The organism is Streptomyces sp. NPDC051364 (assembly GCF_040682115.1).
In the GTDB taxonomy this organism is placed as follows: Bacteria; Actinomycetota; Actinomycetes; order Streptomycetales; family Streptomycetaceae; genus Streptomyces.
In genome coordinates this window covers 38,827-56,784 of sequence record NZ_JBFBAH010000034.1, presented here as the reverse complement: position 1 = coordinate 56,784, position 17,958 = coordinate 38,827, and the positions used below count along the sequence as shown (strand labels likewise).

Here is a 17,958-nt window from a genome sequence, read left to right as displayed (position 1 = left end):
AGCCCTGACGACTGGCGCGCGGGCGCTTCCTGGAACCAGAACGGCTGCGTGGCCTGGGGGACGCTGGGCACCGAGGAGTACGCCAAGGCGGAATGGCCGCGACGCTACCGAGCCGCCCACGGCCACCGGGCCGTTTCCCCGAGATCGGCCCTGATCAAGGGCTGTCGCACGGCTTAGCGTTGTTTTTTCGGCGAGAACTGCTGGGACCCCTGGATCCCCGTGAGTTCAGGGAAACCGAAGGTCCTTCAGCGCGAACCCACGGGTCCACTGGTGTGCGTTAGGTCGATGCATCCGTGGGTTCGGGCGAAACACGAGGATGCTGAGCGATCCGGAGGGCTCGGTGACGTCGGCCTGGACGTCCTCGGGTCATGGCGGCCGCCCAAAAGATCCTGCTCTTTCAGTTGGACCTTCCCCCGTTGAAAGCGGAACCTTCCCCCGCCGAAGGGGCCCCGGAATGCCGTCGCAGGGGCCGGAGAGTAGCGTTGCGGACGAGGCATCCATGCTGATTTATCCCCTAGTGGGCAGCAGCGGGCGTCTCCTTCTTCCGTGACGGCAGCCGAGTCGGCGGATTTCCGGGGGCGCGGGAGAGCGACACCTTCCCGACAACCCGAGGAGTCACCATGTCCGGAGTACTGCTCTTCTACAAAAGTGACAGCGGCGTCATCGCCACCGGCCGGCTGGAGAGCAACGGCATCTTCACCCAGCTCGCAGACGGGAAGCTCAACGACGGCTGGACCCACATCGTGGCGATAGGACGAGAACTCCTCTTCTATCGCGGCGACAACGGCGTCATCGCCACCGGCCGACTGAGCAGCGACGGCATCTTCACCCAGCTCGCGGACGGGAAGCTCAACGACGGCTGGACCCACATCGTCGCCCTCGGCCGTGAGCTCCTGTTCTACCGGGCCGTCAACGGCGTCATCGCCACCGGCCGACTGAGCAGCGACGGCATCTTCACCGGCCTCGCCGAGGGACGCCTCAACGCGGGCTGGAGCCATATCAACGACCTCGGCCGCGAACTCCAGTTCTACCGCTCCGACAACGGCAAGATCTCCACCGGCCGCATCGACACCAACGGCATCTTCACCGGCCTCGCCGACGGACAACTCAACGCGGGCTGGAGCCATATCAACGCCCTCGGCCGCGAACTCCAGTTCTACCGCTCCGACAACGGCAAGATCTCCACCGGCCGCATCAACACCAATGGCATCTTCACCGGCCTCGCCGACGGACAACTCAACGCGGGCTGGAGCCATATCAACGACCTCGACCGCGAACTCCAGTTCTACCGCTCCGACAACGGCAAGATCTCCACCGGCCGCATCAACACCAACGGCATCTTCACCGGCCTCGCCGACGGACAACTCGGCGCGGGTTGGAAGATCATCACCGGCGTCGCATGACCGCTGTCGGAGCAGGGAACCGCCATCGCAACATGGCTAGAGGGTGACCCCAATAGCCACGTCGAACGACTCCCACCTTCGGTTACAAAGTCACGCTGGACCGGTTTCGAGGTCGGTCTGGAGAAGCCGCCGTGCTGAGTCCGCGTAGCGGATGGCGGTCTTCTCGTCGATGCCGAAACGAGGGCGAGGTGGAGCGGGTCGGCACCGAGGGTGAGGGCCTCTTCGAGCTGACGGTCGACGCGGAGCCGTTCGAGGGTGGCGGTGAGGTTGCGGGTGGCCCGGGCGGTCCAGAGCTTGCCGGCCGGGCCGAGTTCGACGGCGGTCTTCTGGGTGGTCAGCAGGTGGGGTTGGCCGTGTTCGGCCAGCGGCTGCGGCGGTGGTCGAGCCAGTCCAGGACAGCACGCCTCAGGCCGAGCGCCAGGTACCGGTAGCGGCCACTCCGGCCGCCGGGGAAGTCACACATGGCGCGCCCCAACATGTCGCGCCACCGTCGCAGCAGCACGTCCCGGTAGACGGCGGCCTGATGGTTCGGCTCAGGCCTGATCCGCGGCGCGCAGGGCTCGCGCCAGCCACTTCAGCTCCTCGGTCGCGTCGGGTGACGAATCCTGCCCGCGCACGCGGGCGACGAGCCTGCGGTAGTGCTCCGCTCCTGCCTCGATCCCGGCTTCCAGGCTGCGCAGCACGGCGGCCCGATCGGCGTCGCCGAACAGCTCGGACAGCACTTCGGCCGCTGCCGGCCCCTCGGGAGCGACCCCGCCTTTTCTGACCTCCGCGACGGTCTGCACGACCTGCCTGGCCCACCAGATGGACGCCCCGGGGGGACGGCCCTGCCCCGGTACGGGCGTGTTGAGCTCCATCCATGTGCGCAACCGGGCGCGAAACCCGGGGTCCCGCACCAGCTCAGCCAGTTCGATCCAGGCGTCGACCTGCTCAGGTGTGGGATCGTCGGGCAATTCGATGCTGAAGGCGCGCATGCGGTCGCGCAGGTGCGGGTCGACGGCGAGGCCGCCGAACACCTCCTCCTTGAACTCGTCGATGATCTGTTTGCGTTCGGCGGCGGAAAGCCGTGCCAACCGGTTCATCAGTGCTGTCTCCTCAGCGGTCGAACCACGTTTCGATACGGTGGACAGGACGGCCCGGCTCACCTTGAGGGAGCGGATCTGCGCGTCGAGCGCGGCCACGTGCGCGTCGGCGACCTCGGCGACCGTGGTGCGGCCGCTCAGGACGCGGCACACGTCCTCGAGCCCGAGGCCCAGCTCCCGCAGGGTGCGGACCAGCTCGACGCGGGCCACGGACTCGGCGTCGTACAGCCGGTAGCCGCTCGCGGAGCGGGCCACGGGCGGCACCGCTCCCTCGTCCGACCAGAAGCGCAGGGTACGCACCGGAAGTCCGGTGCGGTGCGCGAGCTGGCCGATGGTGAGCACATCGGGGTGTTCGTCGTCCATGGGCGAGATCCTGAACCCTCCAGCCGCTGGAGACTCAAGCGTCTCAGTGCGACATCCCGTGAGTTCTCCGGAGTTCTGCCGAGTTCCCTCACCACCGCCAGCGCCGACAGCATGCGCCTCCTCGGCTTCGACCAGGCCGCAGACTGGTCAGATCGGACGAGGAAGCTTCAGGAATTCCGAAGTTACGTCACTGACTGGCCGCGCACGCGAACGAGAGAGAAGCCTCAGGCCAGGGGCTCAGGACTCCAGCAAGGACCACGGGAACTCACGGGATGTCGCACAGACCTGCGGATTCCACGCGGAGCGGAGCCGTCTCGGTGGTGTTCCCCCGTGCCACCGGGACGGCTTCCGCCTGCCGCCGGTCAGCCCTGCGGCGCGAAGTGTGCGAGAAGGCGCTCTTTCTGGTTGCTGCCGAGGCCGCGTACGCGGCGGCTCTCGGAGATCTCCAGCTCGGTGAGAGTCTTCTGGGCCCGGACCTTGCCGATGCCGGGGAGCGAGGCGAGGAGCGCGAGGACCGGCATATTGCCGATGGACTCGGAGGGGTCGTCCAGCACGTCGGTCAGCGACAGCTTGCCGTGCTTGAGCGCCGCCTTCACCTCGGCCCGCTCTTGCCGTGCGGCGGCGGCCTTCTCCAACGCGGCCTGGCGCTGTTCGGGTGTGAGCTGAGGCAACGGCGCACGCCACACCAGCGCGCCCACCAGGTCCGCGAGTACGAGTTGCCCGCGGCTGCGGGGAAGGCCGGCGATCCGCGCTGGGCCGGGTTCGCGCGCCGGTACGGGCTCGACCCCCGGCCAGCCGGTGCCATGGGAGGTCGAGGCGCTCGACCCGGCCGAGCTTCAGCGCCTGGTCCTCGCCGCCGTCGCCCCGTACATCGACCAAGCCGTACTCCGTGACCGCATCGCGGAGGAAGAACGGCAACGGAGGCAACTCAGGGCCTTCATCGAGGGGTGGCCCCCAAACCGCCCACCCGGCCGTGAGTGACTCCCGAACGAACTCATCGACATTGATCAAGCGACGGGGCCACGCCGTGACTCCCGAAGCCGTAGACAAACGACTCCCCTTCCCGTGTACAGAGCCAGACACCGAATCAGCCGGAACCGAGCCGTACACAGCCGAGGATCCCGGGCGGCAGAGCCAAGTTCGTGGTGCCAGCACCTCAGAAATCGCGAACGCAGGCGCTTTGACGATTTCGGAGACCGGTCGGCGGCCTGTCGAAGGGCTGGGGAACGGTGTCCTCGGCCCGGGTCCCTGTCAGGACTCGCAGGGAAGGTTGACGATGCGGACGGTGTACGCCGAGGAGACCCAGCGGTTGGTGCCCACCTGGCGGAAGCCGTTGGTGGTGGACGCCGATGCGAAGATCGTGGAGCCGTTGGCGTAGGACCCGACGACCGAGTAGCCGGTGCCGGGACCGCTGCGGATCAGCAGACCGCCGCTGGCGTTGACCTTGTAGTAGCAATAGGTGGCGAGCGCACCGGCCGGCGCGAGCTCCACGGCCGCGCCCGTCGTCCGGGCGGGTGCGGCGGCCTGGGCCGTGAGACCGCCGCCGAGGAGCGCGGCGGCGGACAGGGCCGCCACGGCCGCCGTGCGGGCGGCGGAGCGACGCGGTGACATGGTGCGGCGTGCTGCTGTGACCGTCATGGAATCGATTCCCCTTGCGTCGTCGGTTCTGGGTGCGGAACACGTACGTAGGAGCAGGCCCGGGTCGGCCGAGCGGTGTCACCTCTCAACGGACACCGGAGCCGCGCACGACGTTAGCGCCATCGGGGCGAAGTCAGCCGCCTGACGCATGAGAACTCCCCAACCGGAAGGGGAAGTTGCCCGTTCCGTTCCGGTTGGGGAGTCCGTAAGACGCTGGAGCCCCGGGACGCGACGAACGCCCAGGTTCGGGGCACCGAGTGCTCAGTATTCGCGAACTCAGGCGCTTTAGCCTGAACCGGCCCCTGTTCGACCAGAAGGCCACACCGACCAGCGGTGACCTGGCCACCCTCAAGCTTCAGATCAACACCACGGGCCCCAACACCCTCTACATCCGAACCGTCAGCAAGGCGGGGAACATCTCCCCGCACACCGCATACCTCTTCTACGTCAAACCCAAGCCAGGCCAGGACGGGCCCGGCGATGTCAGCGGCGACCGGCACCCCGACATCCTCGCCATCGACAAGGACGGCAACCTGCGCACCTACGCCGGTGACGAGAAGGGCGACACCGACGCCTACCTCCCCGGCGCCGTCGACAACGGCGGGCCCGCCCCCGCGGGCTACTGGAAGGACTCCACGACCGGCAAGTCGGCCCTCATCGCCCACTCCACCGACTGGTACCCGGGTGACGGTCTCACCGACCTCGTGGCCCGGATGCCCGACGGCAAGCTGTACGTCTACCCCGGGATCGGCACGGGCCAGTTCGACATCAGCCGCCGAATGGAGGTCCTCCTCCCCGCAGGGGCACCGGACCCCGCGACGTTCCGCCAGATGGTCGCCACCGAGGACGTGACCGGAGACGGCCTTCCGGACTTCTTCGCCCTCGACACGGCCGGCGGCTTCTGGGCCTTCTCCGGCTACACGGGATCGAGCTTCCTCTCGTACAAGAAGATGGCCGCCAACTGGGCACCGCGCGACATCGTCGGCGTACGCGACGTGTCGGGCGACAAGATCCCCGACCTCCTCTTCCGTGACGACGCCAACCACGACCGCGGACTCGTCCTACGCAAGGGCAAGGCAGGGACGAACGGCGGCGTGGACCTCACCTCACTCGAGTCCGCAGCCAAGTCAGAAGGCGGCGCGGACAGCACCTACGCCACGACCGGCTGGAGCCGCGCCGAGGTCCCCATGCTCGTCGGATCCCCGGACACCAACGGAGACGGCATCCCCGACGTCTGGTCCGTGGACACGCTCGGGAACCAGTGGCTCTTCTGGGGCGGAGCGGCCACGCTAGGCCCCGCGGCCGGCCGTGACGAGGACGGCTGGAACACCTTCCTGACCATCGGCTAACCCCGACGACACACCAACAGACATACCCACGACGGCGCCTCGGCCAGGATTTCCCGGCCGAGGCGCCGTCACATGCTCAGCCTCTCCCTGAAAGCCGACGCTTTTGGGAGTGTCATGAATTAGGTGGGTTCCTTCCTCGAAGGAGTCATCTGATGGGTACGACGACGGGTCACACGATCGGGATGGCCGGCGGTGTGTCGCTTGCCAGGGCTGATGGGACTGCTGAGGGTTCTGGTGTGAAGGCGATGCCGGTATCCGAGAACGGTCTGTCGGTCGAACTGCTGGAAGAACTGGCCGCGCTCGCGGCGGAGAAGACCGCTGCCGGTGGTCTTCGGCTGATGGGCGAGGGCGGCATTCTTCCCGAGCTCGCTCAGCATTTGATGCAGGCCGCGCTCGAGGCGGAGATGGACCTGCATCTGGCTGATGAATCGGTGCGGGCCGGCGGCAGGGGCTCGCGTTCGGGCGGGAATATGCGCAACGGTTACCGGGCGAAGAAGGTGATGACCGAGGTCGGTCCGGTGGTGGTGAACGTGCCGCGTGACCGGCTCGGGACGTTCCGTCCCGGACTCCTGCCGAAATACGCCCGCCGGACCGGAGCCCTCGACGAAATGGTGCTCTCGCTCACGGGGAAAGGTCTGACGTCGGGGGAGATCGTCGCCCATCTCGCCGAGGTCTACGGAATGACCACGTCGAGGGAAACAGGGCGGCTGCACCCTCCGGCAGGCGTACTACCGGCTCGTCGTCGAGGGGCTGATCCCGCACACCGCGCCGACGTACCGGCGCCTGTCCGCCCGCCTCGCCCAGGCCCGCCGCGAGGAGCACTTCCCCGACCTCATCGACCCGCTGCGCGAGGTTCACGTACCGCCGGCATGGCCGGGCGCCGGCGCGTTCCTCCAGGCCGCTCCCGACTGGTTCGCCCTGGACAGGACCGCCGGCCAGGCGACCGCCCTCTACCTGGCTTGCGAGAAGGACACCTTGCGGGCCCAGCTCACGGGCTGGCTGGAGCGTCCGGGCATTCCCGTGCTCGTCGTCCGCGGCTTCGGCAGCCAGAGCTACGTCCAGGTCGTGCGCGAGCGTACGGCCCGGGACGAGCGGCCGGCCGTGCTGCTCTACATCGACGTCTACACCCCCGCAGAAGCCGTCGCCTTCCTCGAGGAGCGGCTGACCGGCGACGGGGCCGGGCATCTTCTCGACGGGCGTCAGGGGGAACTCGCCGCCGCGCTCGGGCATCTCCCGCTCACCCTCGGGCACGCCGCCGCCTACCTGATGGCCGAAGAACTCACCTGCACCGCCTACCTGGCCCGGCTCGCCGACCAGACCCTGCGGCTCGACGATGTCCTGCCCGACTGGGCCGACACCGAGCGCTACCAGCGGCAGATCACCGCCGGCCTGCTGCTGTCCCTGACCGCCGCCGAGCAGACCGGTCCGCCCGGGCTGGTCGAGCCCCTCCTCCGTCTGATCGCGCTCCTCGACCCCGACGGGCATCCCGAATCACTCTGGACCGCCACCGCCGCAACCGGCTACCTGAACAGCACACGGCAGCACACCACCGCCCAGGACACCACCACGGGGGAAGTCCTGCGGGCGCTGCAGGTCCTGCGCCGCTACGGCCTGATCACTTCCGACCCGAACACCCCGCACCGTCAGCTCCGGATGCACGCCCTCACCGCCCGCGCCGCCCGCGAAACCACCCCTCACGGCCAGCAGGCCGTTCTGGCCGTCACCGCAGCCGACGCCCTGACCGAGACCTGGGGCAGTGACGGCCACGTGCACCACGACCTCGCACAGGCCCTACGGGCCAACACCACCGTGCTGCGGCACCATTGTGAAGAACACCTCTGGCGGGAAGGCCTCCACAGAGTGGTCTTCCGCACCGGCCGGGACCTCCTCCACAGCGGTCTGTACCGTGATGCCCACGCTTACTGGCTCCCGCTTGCGGAGAAGGCGGCACAAGCGCTGGGCCGCGACCACCCGGACACCATCATGCTCCGCGCCAACCTCGCCATCGCCTACAGCAGCCTCGGCCGCTACGAGGACGCCCTCGCACTCGAGGAACAGGTCCGCACCGACTTCGAACAAATCCTCGGGCCCGACCACCCCGACACCCTGTCCGCCCGCGCCAACCTCGCCATCAGCTACTGGGACCTCGGCCGCTACGAGGACGCTCTCGCACTTGAGGAACAGGTCCGCACCGACCGCGAACGAATCCTCGGGCCCGACCACCCCGACACCCTGTCCGCCCGCGCCAACCTCGCCATCACCTACAGCCGCCTCGAACGGAATCAGGAGGCCCTCGAACTCCAAGAAAAGGTCCGCACCGACCGCGAAAGGGTCCTGGGGCCCGACCACCCCGACACCCTGTCCGCCCACACCGACCTCGCCGCCACCTATGGCCGTCTCGGGCGGCATCCCGATGCTGATCGGCTTCGTGGCCAGGAGGGAGAGCGTGTCTGAAAGATCGTGTAAGTCCGTGATGTGGAAGCCTGGCCCGGGGCTCGGCCTCGGGCCTGTGGGCCAGGCGGATCGGACGAGTCATGGCAGACAAAAACGAAGCGGCCGCGTCCGTGGCCGGCGACGAGATGGTCGACGAGGTCGTCGAGCGGCTGCTCGACAAGGCTGACGCCTCAGGGGCAGCCCTGCTCGGCGAGGGCGGGCTGCTGACGGAGATCACCAGGGCCGTTCTGGAGCGGGCCCTGGAAGCCGAGATGAGCGAACACCTCGGCTACGAACGCGGAGATCCTGCAGGTCACGGCTCGGGCAACTCCCGCAACGGGACCTCGCCCAAGAAGGTCCTGACCGATGCCGGAGCGGTCACTATGGCGGTGCCGCGGGACCGCAACGGCGACTTCGAGCCGCGGCTGGTCCCGAAGAACGCCCGCCGCCTCGCGGGGTTCAACGACCAGATCCTCTCGCTCTACGCCCGCGGGATGAGCGTCCGCGACATCCGCTCCCACCTGGCCCAGATCTACGGGGTCGAGGTCAGCCCAGACCTGATCAGCAAGGTCACCGACGCTGTGATCGACGAGCTCGTGGCCTGGCAGAACCGGCCCCTCGACCCGGTCTGGCCGATCATCTACATCGACGCATTGTGGGTGAAAATCCGCTCGGGTTCGGTGACCTCGAAGCCGGTCTATCTGGCCGTCGGGGTCGACATGGACGGCCGCAAGGACGTCCTGGGCCTGTGGGTCGGCTCCGAGGGCGAGGGCGCCACCACCTGGATGGCAGTCCTTTCCGAACTCCGGAACCGGGGCATCGACGATGTCTGCATCGTCGCCTGCGACGGCCTCAAGGGTCTGCCCGACGCCGTCACCGCGACCTGGCCAATAGCCACCGTCCAAACCTGCGTGATCCACCTGACCAGAGCCTCGCTCCGACTGTCGTCGGCGCGGGACCACCCCAAGCTGGTGCCGGCCCTGAAAGCGATCTACACGGCCCCGACCGAGGCGGCATCCGAGCAGGCCCTCGACGTATTCGAGGCCTCTGAACTGGGCGAACGCTACCCGGCTGTGGTTCGAACCTGGCGGGCGGCCTGGCCGGAGTTCACGCCTTACTTGGCATTCCCGCCGGCCATAAGGACGGTGGTCTACTCCACGAACATGGTCGAATCGATCAACTCGCGGCTCCGCAAAGCCACCCGTAACCGCGGCCATTCCCCCTCGGAACAAGCCGCGTTGAAGGTCCTCTACCTCGCGATCCGCGAGCAGATCAACCCCAAAGCGCGCGACGCGAACCATGTCGCCCCACACTGGAAAGAGGCACTGAACCAGTTCTCACTCTTCTTCGAGGACCGGCTCAGCATCCAATGACACCAACCGGCTTACACAAGATCGCTGACACGTCCTGCGCGGGCTCGAGCGACAGTGAGGTGTTAGGACGATCGGCTCCAGGTAAGGGTTGTCCCGTAAATGATCTTCGGATCGCCTCGGTCAGGGCTGGCCGCCGTATGGCCCGCTGATCTATCCGGCGAGGGCGAGGTTGTGCATCCGGGCGATGCCGAGCATGGCGTGGTGGACTCCGTCGCCTTTGAGTCGGCAGTCGCGGAGGATCTTCCAGGTCTTCATGCGGGCGAAGACGTGCTCGACGCGGGCACGGACCTGCTTGTGGGACTTGTTGTGTTCCTCTTTCCAATCCGCGAGTTCGGTCTGGCCGCGCTCGCGACGGTGCGGGATAACGAGCCCGGTGCCCGGATAGCCGCCGTCGGCGATCGTGAGGGTCTTGCCGACTGCGGCTTTGGCGCCGGACTCCTCCCACGCCTTGCAGTCGTTGCGGTTCCCGGCAAGCGGCTGGCCGACCACGACGACCAGGCGGGTGTCGGCGTCGATGACGACCTGGTGGTTGGTGGAGTACCGATAGTTCTTCGACCGCTCGGCGATAGTGTGATCTCGAGTGGGGACCAGGGTGCCGTCCACGATGAGCACGGTGCCCTTGGCGAACCGCTTGCGGGGCTGGAGCGCGAGCAACGGCCCGATGTCGTCGATGATCCGGGCCGCCGCCGACTTCGAGACCCCGAACAGCGGGCCGAGCTGCCGCATCGTCAGGTTCGTGCGCCAGTACACCGCGACCAGCAGTGCCCGGTCCTCCAGAGGAAGGCTCCACGGCCGGCCCCTGCGGACCGCATCCGCACCCTCGCGCCGCAGCACCGTCACCAGCTTCCCGAACTGCCGCGGGCTGAGCCCGGTGAACGGGGCTATCCAGGACGGCTCCGACGCCGTGATCACACCAGTCACTGCGTGATCATTCCACTGCTTCAGGTTCCCCCTGCTCGAACGCGATGCGGCAGCGTTCTACCTGGTCGGCCACCTGCTCCATGAACCAGCGCATGACCTCGTAGGGAACAACACGCTCGTCAGGGCTGTAGACGCGAACGGTCGGTTGCAGATTCGGGTCCTCGTCTGGGACGAGCGCTACCAAGAAGGCAGCGCCAGGCAAGTGGGTCACCGCGGCGTTGGGGTTCTCGGCACCCGTGGCCGGCGCAGTCACAGCCTCGCTCAGCTCCACGGCCCAGGCATCGTCAGGCAACGCGTAGTGGAACAGGACGGCGTAGTGACGCCCTGCATGTTCTCGTAGCTCCCATGGCATGTCAGCAGGCTGCCACACCGGACCTGTCGGAGGCTCGCGGGTATCCCGGCCCTCACCTGGGCGCAACCCAGCCAGCGTTTGCGGGACAGCCCTTAGTCCGCGTGCGGGGAAATGTAGGGGATGGCTATCCGAGCAGGATACGGATGCTCGGGTGGTCCTTCGCCTTGCACCACCAGAGCGCTTCGCCTTCGTGTGTGATGGCGTGCAAACCCGTCCCGTGTTCGGGGCAGAGCGGCCATAGCCGTCCGTAGCGATCCGCGAGGTAGGTCTGGATGGCGTCGGCGACTTCAGCGAGTACCCCGACAGGATCGAACGATTGGATGGCCGACCCAGCCACCGTCACGATCCCCCCGGGAAAATCGGTCGACGGATGGATGAATTCCGGTCGGGTATCGATGCGGAGGTCCGTCTCCCGCTCTATGGATCCAGTCAACGGCAGAAGCACGTCTAGGACGGACCGCGCCTTCCGTTCGAATGCGATCCGCGCGAATCGATGTGCAGGCAGGTCCCCGTGCTCGTGGTAGACGTCCCGGATCCAGTCGACCCGCCCGCTCTGGACGACTTCCCAGCCCAGTTCGCCTTCGACGCGTTTCAGCCACTGCTCGAAGGCCTGTTCGTGGCGGCGCTCGAGCTCGCTGTCAGCCAATGTGATTCTCCACCTCTCGATGATAAACGAGTCGGCTGACCCGGCCGGATGCTCCGGCCGGGCCAGCCGACGTGGTACGACGCCGCGCGATCCGAGGAGAAAGCGAGGCGAGGGTTCCCTGTGGAGTCGCCAGGGCGGCTCAGCAGGGATCAGCGCGTCTCAGTGCGGGTGGTTAGCGGTAGCTGCCTCCGCCACCGAAATTCTGGAACCGGTCCCACCAATATCTGGTGTAGCCGAACCTGGCGATGCCCTGGGCATGGAACTGTACGGAGTCACCCGGATCGTTCCAGCACGTGAAGCCCCAACAGCTGTGCTTGCCTCGGGCTCCGTTGCCATACCAGTACCCGTGGAAGTTGTACCAGCCCACTTCGGTGTGGTTGTAGCTGCTGGAAGTAACCCTGTGCCCGCCGACTGACAGCTCCCAGCGCCAGCCGGCTTCGATAGAGGCGCCGCTCCAAGCCCTGCGGAACCACATGTCCCACTGCAGCGAGCACTTGTGCGACGAGCTCTCGCAGATGCGGCGCATACGGACGCAGTTGAAGGAGTTGCAGTCCGTCTGGACGCGCTCCATCAGGTAGGTGCCGCCCAGGTCGTACTTGTTACGCGGGTCGGCGCAGGCGTACTCGTACCGGTTGCAGCTGCCGCCCGCGATCGGGTCGATCGACAGGAAGCGGCCGACGGCCGGGCTGTAGAGCCGGACGCCCATGAGGGTGAGTCCGCCGGCGGCCTCGGTGGAGCGCTGGTTGGCGCCCAGCCAGCCATAGCGGGTGGCCGCCTGGTCGGCCCGGGCGTTGCCGTACTCGTCGTGGTCGAGGGCAACGGGGGCCTGGCCCGCGTCCAGGGGCAGCTGCAGGGCCACGTCGCCGTGGACGTTGGTCAGCTGCAGGACGATGCTTCCGGTCTTGCCCGTGGTGGCCGCGAGCCCTCCCGCGATGCCGTCGACGTTGCGGGTCAGGGCGCCGGTGGACACGTTCTCCACAATCCACCGGGGATTGTCGCCGTCTGCGGAGTAGTGGTTGAGCTTGGACGCAGTCTGGGTCCACGTCGAGCCGTTGCTCGTCTCCACCGTCCAGGAACGGAACCGCAGAGTGGGATCGAGCGCCCAGGTCTGACGCGTGCCGTTCACCGTCTGCTGGTACGCGAGGTCGTTGGCGTAGTAGCCGAGCGTGCTACCGGGCAGAGCCGTGGTGCGGCCGAACGCGTCGTAGGCATACCCGGTGTCGACCAGCCGGTCGGCACTGTCGTGGGTGCTGTTGGCGGTGGTGCCTCCAGTGGTGGGGCAGCCCGCTCCGGGGGCCCCGGTGGCAGTGGTCAGGGACTTGCGGTTGGCGCGTGCGTCAAAGGTGTAGCCGCGGCGCGTGCACAGGGTGTCGGAGGTGTCGTCGACGCCGGTCAGACGGCCGATGCCGTCGTAGCGATAGTCCTGGGTGGACCAGCCCGCGTGGGATGCGGCCTGGCCGTGGACCGTCTCGGTCACCGTGTCGGAGTAGACGGCGGTTCCGTCGCTGTCACGGGTGTAGGTGCGGGCCACGGCTGCCCCGGTCGGGTCCTGCCTGACCGTGGCCGTGTACCCGCCGGGCAACTTCTCGGTGGCTACGGAGCCGTTCGGTCCGTAGACGGCCTGGAAGGTGCCGGCGACGGAGTCGGAGACCGCAGTCGGCAGGCCGCGGGGCTCGGCGGTGTGGTCGTAGGTGTACGTGACGGTCGAGGGTGCGCTGTCGGCAACCTTGACCGGCCGGTTGAGCAGGTCGTACTCGGTGGTGGTGACGCCGCCGTCGGCGTCGGTGTAGGAGATGAGTCGGCCGAGCTTGTCAAACGCCTTGGTGACCGACCCACCGGTCGCCGAGGTGGTCTTCACGGCCCGGCCGGTGACCGGGTCGTATTCGGTGGTGATGTCCGGGACCGCCTGGCCGACCCCGCCGGTGGTCGCGACCTTGGTCGCGCGGCCGGCGCCGTCGAAGGTCGTGGTCGAGGTCCGGGTGGAGCCGTTCGCCGTGTCGATGGTCTTGGCCGGATTGCCGTACCAGTCGTACTCGGTGGTCGTGGTCGGCAGTTGGGTGGGCTGGGAGCCGCCGCCCGTCACCGTGCCGGCCGGTCCGGTGGAGCACACCTGGTCGGCCCACTCGGGGCGGCCCTGGCAGGTGCCGGAACCGGTCGCGGACCAGTAGGCGGTCACTCGGGTCGCGGCGTCCGTGCCAGTGGCACCGGGCAAGAGCTGCTTAGTGACGCGGCCCTGGGCGTCGTACTCCGTGGTCTCGGTGATCGCGAGCCCGCCCGGGTCCTTGATCGTCTGGATGGGCAGGCCCTTGGCCCAGTCGTACACGGTCTCTACCGCGCGCGTCTCGCCCTGCACGGTCGGGTACTCACGCACCTGCGCACCGGTGGTTACCTTCGTGACCTGGTCGCTGACCTTCGCGGTGCCGTTCGTGGGCCGGCCCGCGTCGTACTCGGTGACGGTCCAGGAGCGCGCGGTCACCGAGGAACCGACGGGGACGAGCACCGTGGTGCCTGACTTCAGGTCGGCGGTCAGGTCGATCCGGCGCAGCGGACCGAACTCCTCCAACTGGCGGGTGCCGGCGTCGTTGTAGACCGTGCGGTTGGCCAGCAAGTCGGCCCGCTCAGCCGTGGTGAGCCCTTCGATGCCGAGGTCGGCGCGGGTGGCCTGTGCTGCGGAGTCGCTGCCGAGGGCGATGGCCCGATTGCCGGCGCTGAGTTCACGGACCGGGTTGCCGAAGCGGTCGTACTCGGTGGTCGAGATATAGCCGCCGGGGGCGGCGAGGTTGGACTCCCGGCCGGAGACTCCCATGTAGTGCACGGTGGCCCGCTTGTACGCGGCTGCCGTCAAGGAACCGCCGTCGTTGGACGCCGGGACGGCGTCCGCGGGGAAGACCGCGGTGGCGTCGGTCGGGGCGTCGAGCTGCCCCCAGGCCTTCACGTCGGCGGTGCCCATACCGTAGGGCGCGGCGGGGCCGGTCAGCGGTACGTCGTAGACCACGGCGGTTGCCGCGGTGCCTTCCTCGACGTCGGCGGTGGCCTGCTTCAGGCCGGACCGGGCCGCCTTGAGGAGCATTCCGTCTCCGGCGGTGGAGGTGTTGCCGGCCTTGCCGTAGGTGAAGGTCCACGGCAGTTCACCGGGCGGGGTCAGCCGGGTGACATGGCCTGCGGAGTCGTACTCGTAGGCGGTCTTCAGCGTCGGAGTGATCTGCGGGTTCCATGCTTCGCGGAGCCGCCCGGAGCTGTCGTACGCGTAAGCGGCGACCTCCTGGGCGGTGGACGCGTTGGCGCCGGGCGCGGTGGCCCACAGGCGGACGCTCTTCACCTGGCCGAGGACGTCACCGAGGGTGAAGGTGGTGGCGGTGGTGGAGGCGGGGTAGACGAACTCCAGCATCCGGCAGCCTTTGGTCGCCGGGGTGGCGGCGCAGGTGGCGGCCTGGGCCGCCGAGGTGGGCGCGATGATCCACTGCGGGAAGGCGACGGCCTTGCCCTGGTAGGTGGTCTTGCCTGAGACGATCTTGGTCTCGGTGTTCGTCAGTCCGTCCCGCAGGGTCGAGGACACCTGCCAGGTCGGCACCGCGGGATCGGGCTTGGTGAAGGCCGTCACCGTGCCCTGGCTGTCGGACAGGGTGAAGGTCCCGGTGACGCTGCCCGTGAGGACGAGACCCTCCGCGCCCGGCTCGGGGATCCAGCCGTTCTTCGCCGCGTTGGCGGTGAAGTGCAGTTCGTCGCCCTTGGAGTCGATCACGGCGACCGAGGTGTCGGAGATCCGCCGGATGTGCGAGTAGTCGGCGGTGCCGACCTCGGCGACCGTGCCGGCCACCCATTCCTTGCCGAAGATGGGCGCCTGTCCCTCCTGCGTGGCGCCCTTGTCCGGGGTGCGGGAGGAGGCGGTGCGGGAGACGGAGAGGCCGAAGGCCGAGGCGTCATCGGCGGAGAGACCGAAGTTGCCGGTGAGCAGGTTCACCGAGCCGGGTCCGGCCTCGGAGGACGTCGCGCCGGAGGCGTTGCGGTCCACGACCGCGGTCAGCGGCTCCGTCGCTCCGGTGGCCGCGTTGGGTCCGGTGAAGTCGGCCTTGATCTGGACGCTGCCGTCCGGATCCACCGTGTCGGTGGCGTTCCACACCAGCGGCGCGGTCTTGCCGCCCGTGAGCGGGACGGGCCAGGCCGTGAGCGGCGTGCCGCCGGTGGTGACGTGGCCCGGAGGGATCTGCGTCCACGCGTCGGCCTCGGAACGCCGCCAGGAGAAGGACGCCTTGTCGTACTTGGCGCCGTCCGCCTCGGCGAGCAGCGGCAACCGGCGGGCGGTACGGTCGCCGGCGCCGGGCTGGACGAAACCGCCCGGGCCCGCGTGGAAGGTGTACGCGACCGGCTCGGACTTGTTGTCCGCCTTGTCGACGGCCCGTACCTCAAGGGTGTGGGTGCCGTCCTTGGGCGGGGTGACGGAGATGGCCTTGGCGCCGGAGGCGCCATCGGTGGGGACCTTGGTCCAGGTCTCGCCGTCCAGGGACCATTCCAGCCAGTTGTGGTCGGCCGCGGGCGGGGTGATGCTGAAGGTTCCGGCTTGGCCGGCGCCCTTGACCCAGCCGTTCGACGGGTAGTCGGTGGAGGTGACGGCGGACGGGGCGGACGGGGCGGAGGTGTCGACCGTGAAGGTCTTCCACGCCGACCAGCCGGTGTTGTAGTGGCTGCCGTCGTACGGGCTGGTGCGGAACTTGTACGTCTTGCCGTTCGTCAGCACACCCGCAGGGACGGTCACCGAGGCGACCTGTCCCGAAGGTACGTACGGGGAGACCAGCACGTTGCCGACCTGGGTGTCGGTGGCGGAGTCGAAGATCTGGAAGGTGCCGTTGACCTTGTCACCGTTCGCGTCCACGAAGGTGTCCCTGAGGACGGGCGTGACCGAATTGACCACGTAGGCGCCGCCGTAGGAGAAGAACGGCGCGCCGGCCTCCTGCTTCGTACCGGTACGGGGCCGGTAGTTGTAGGTGACGGTCAGCTTGGGGACGTTGGAGGCGGCGTTGGCGGAGTTGACCCGCTTCCACTGCTTTGTGTTGTTCTCGTCCGTGGCCCGCAGGCCCATGCTCGAGGAGGTCCACTTGTTGTTGGCCCACTGCTGGACCAGGCTGGTGACGTCCGCGTTGACCCAGCCGTCGGGCTGCGAGGCGCAGCCCGGGTTGCCCTTGGCCTCGGTGGAGGTGGCCATCTTGGTGACCATCGCCGGCTGGTTCGTCCAGCGGGAAGCGGTGGTGGGCCCGTTGGACGTCCACACCTCCCAGGGCTGCGCAGAGCAGTCCGTATTGCCCGAGTGGAAGTTCCACAGCGACAGCTGGGCGCTGGAGATCAGCGCGTCGGCGACCGGGGCCGTGTTCCAGGTGATGAACGACCGGGCGGTACGGAAGGTGCCGTCGGCGTTCTTGGTGCCCGGGTTGCCGAGGTCGAGCTCTGTGTCGTTGGACCAGTCGACGGTCTCGCCCTGCTGGACGTAGGTGTCGAACAGGTTGCCCAGCGCCGAGGTCGACGGGTCGACGGTCACCGGGTACTTCGTCGCCGGGTCCGAGAGGAAGGCGGCCTCGGGGGTGATGACGAGGTCGACGCCGTCCTTGGTCTTGACGACCTTCAGGCCGACCTTCGCCCGCCGGGTGTGCTCACCCGAGGCCGCGTCGACGGACGCGTCCCACATGACGGGGGCGGGCATCGTCGCCGTCTTCTTCGACTTCTTGTCGGTGAACAGGACGCTGCCGTCCTGCTGCTGCTCGACCTTCAGCCCCTTGGTCTTCAACGGCAGCGTGTACGAGAAGCCCGCCTCGGGCTTCGCCTTGACCTCGACGAACTGCTCGAACCCGGTACGTGTCGCCTCAACGACAACGTCCGCGCCCGGCACCGCATCGGTGTAGGTGGCCCGGGTGCCGTCCAGCACCGGTGCCGGCAGCCCGCCACGCCACTGCAGCGTAATGGCGTCGTCGCCCTGCCCCAGCGTGACGAGGTCGGTGGCGGTGGCGGATTGGGCTGCCGCCAGCGACTGGGCCTTCGTACCCTTCTTGCCCGACAGCCGCAGCCCCTGCGGGTGCGCTTTGGACACGACCGAGCCGTCAGCGGCGCTGGTCAGATTCACATCCACATCGCGCCACTGCCCTTGGGGATCCCTGAAACGGATCGGGCCGGCGGACACCTCGGTGGTAAGCGACCCGTCCTTGTTGGCCCACGTCGTGGACGTCTCGGTCCGCTCGGACAAAGCCTCGACCCGCTTGCCCGACAGGCGGGCGGCCACTCGCGCGGAGGCTATGTCGGCGGCGGTGGTCGCCGTAGCGGCTCCAGCCTGGCCCTGCGGTTCGGGCTGAGGCGCGGCGAACGCCGGCTGCGTACCTTGAAGGGCCGAAACCGACATCACCATGGCCAGCCCC

General features: G+C 68.3%; 12 protein-coding genes and 1 pseudogene. 5 read left to right on the top strand and 8 right to left on the bottom strand.

Going from position 1 to position 17,958, the window contains the following annotated elements:
- Positions 1-620: 620 nt before the first annotated feature.
- Positions 621-1,403: a hypothetical protein gene (locus tag AB0M76_RS37075; RefSeq protein WP_365957144.1), complete on the top strand. Its 783-nt coding sequence runs from the start codon at positions 621-623 to the stop codon at positions 1,401-1,403.
- 334 nt (positions 1,404-1,737) lie between these two features.
- Here AB0M76_RS37075 and AB0M76_RS37070 read toward each other — a convergent pair whose 3' ends face one another.
- The 4 genes from AB0M76_RS37070 to AB0M76_RS37055 form a co-directional block, all read right to left on the bottom strand.
- Positions 1,738-1,866 (bottom strand): hypothetical protein, encoded by a 129-nt coding sequence (locus AB0M76_RS37070; RefSeq protein WP_365957143.1) that lies wholly within the window; start codon positions 1,864-1,866, stop codon positions 1,738-1,740.
- Positions 1,867-1,936: 70 nt separating this feature from the next.
- On the bottom strand, positions 1,937-2,848 hold the full coding sequence (locus AB0M76_RS37065) for a MerR family transcriptional regulator (protein ID WP_365957142.1): 912 nt from the start codon (positions 2,846-2,848) through the stop codon (positions 1,937-1,939).
- A gap of 362 nt (positions 2,849-3,210) precedes the next feature.
- Positions 3,211-3,519 carry an integration host factor, actinobacterial type gene (gene mihF / locus AB0M76_RS37060; RefSeq protein ID WP_365957141.1) on the bottom strand — a complete coding sequence of 103 codons (309 nt, stop codon included), beginning with the start codon at positions 3,517-3,519 and terminating at the stop codon, positions 3,211-3,213.
- Positions 3,520-4,099: 580 nt separating this feature from the next.
- Positions 4,100-4,486, bottom strand: a complete 387-nt coding sequence (locus AB0M76_RS37055) for an SH3 domain-containing protein (RefSeq protein WP_365957140.1) — start codon at positions 4,484-4,486, stop codon at positions 4,100-4,102.
- A 257-nt stretch (positions 4,487-4,743) separates the two neighbouring features.
- Between AB0M76_RS37055 and AB0M76_RS37050 the strand changes: the two genes are divergently transcribed.
- From AB0M76_RS37050 to AB0M76_RS37035, 4 genes and pseudogenes are all read left to right on the top strand, one after another.
- On the top strand, positions 4,744-5,835 hold the full coding sequence (locus AB0M76_RS37050) for an FG-GAP-like repeat-containing protein (RefSeq protein WP_365957139.1): 1,092 nt from the start codon (positions 4,744-4,746) through the stop codon (positions 5,833-5,835).
- 152 nt (positions 5,836-5,987) lie between these two features.
- Positions 5,988-6,470 (top strand): annotated as a pseudogene (locus AB0M76_RS37045) (transposase); the annotation flags it as partial.
- Between the two features lie 340 nt (positions 6,471-6,810).
- The gene (locus AB0M76_RS37040) at positions 6,811-8,289 is read left to right on the top strand and encodes a tetratricopeptide repeat protein (protein WP_365957138.1); all 1,479 of its coding nucleotides are present in this window, start codon (positions 6,811-6,813) and stop codon (positions 8,287-8,289) included.
- A gap of 80 nt (positions 8,290-8,369) precedes the next feature.
- Positions 8,370-9,641, top strand: a complete 1,272-nt coding sequence (locus AB0M76_RS37035; protein ID WP_365957137.1) for an IS256 family transposase — start codon at positions 8,370-8,372, stop codon at positions 9,639-9,641.
- A 150-nt stretch (positions 9,642-9,791) separates the two neighbouring features.
- Here the strand turns inward: AB0M76_RS37035 and AB0M76_RS37030 are convergent, their stop codons facing one another.
- The 4 genes from AB0M76_RS37030 to AB0M76_RS37015 form a co-directional block, all read right to left on the bottom strand.
- Complete coding sequence (locus AB0M76_RS37030) at positions 9,792-10,562, bottom strand: transposase (protein ID WP_365957136.1); 771 nt, start codon at positions 10,560-10,562, stop codon at positions 9,792-9,794.
- Between the two features lie 7 nt (positions 10,563-10,569).
- Positions 10,570-10,914, bottom strand: coding sequence for a hypothetical protein (locus AB0M76_RS37025; protein ID WP_365957135.1), 345 nt, complete (start codon positions 10,912-10,914; stop codon positions 10,570-10,572).
- A 124-nt stretch (positions 10,915-11,038) separates the two neighbouring features.
- Entirely contained in the window at positions 11,039-11,560 is a 522-nt protein-coding gene (locus AB0M76_RS37020) for a hypothetical protein (RefSeq protein WP_365957134.1), read from the bottom strand.
- A 172-nt stretch (positions 11,561-11,732) separates the two neighbouring features.
- Positions 11,733-17,942 (bottom strand): DNRLRE domain-containing protein, encoded by a 6,210-nt coding sequence (locus AB0M76_RS37015; protein WP_365957160.1) that lies wholly within the window; start codon positions 17,940-17,942, stop codon positions 11,733-11,735.
- Between the last annotated feature and the right edge of the window lie 16 nt (positions 17,943-17,958).

Coding starts and splice junctions, on each gene's coding strand:
- AB0M76_RS37075 (WP_365957144.1), top strand. CDS start 621: ATGTCCGGAGTACTGCTCTTCTACAAAAGTGACAGCGGCGTCATCGCC.
- AB0M76_RS37070 (WP_365957143.1), bottom strand. CDS start 1,866: ATGTGTGACTTCCCCGGCGGCCGGAGTGGCCGCTACCGGTACCTGGCG.
- AB0M76_RS37065 (WP_365957142.1), bottom strand. CDS start 2,848: ATGGACGACGAACACCCCGATGTGCTCACCATCGGCCAGCTCGCGCAC.
- AB0M76_RS37055 (WP_365957140.1), bottom strand. CDS start 4,486: ATGACGGTCACAGCAGCACGCCGCACCATGTCACCGCGTCGCTCCGCC.
- AB0M76_RS37035 (WP_365957137.1), top strand. CDS start 8,370: ATGGCAGACAAAAACGAAGCGGCCGCGTCCGTGGCCGGCGACGAGATG.
- AB0M76_RS37025 (WP_365957135.1), bottom strand. CDS start 10,914: ATGCCATGGGAGCTACGAGAACATGCAGGGCGTCACTACGCCGTCCTG.
- AB0M76_RS37015 (WP_365957160.1), bottom strand. CDS start 17,942: ATGTCGGTTTCGGCCCTTCAAGGTACGCAGCCGGCGTTCGCCGCGCCT.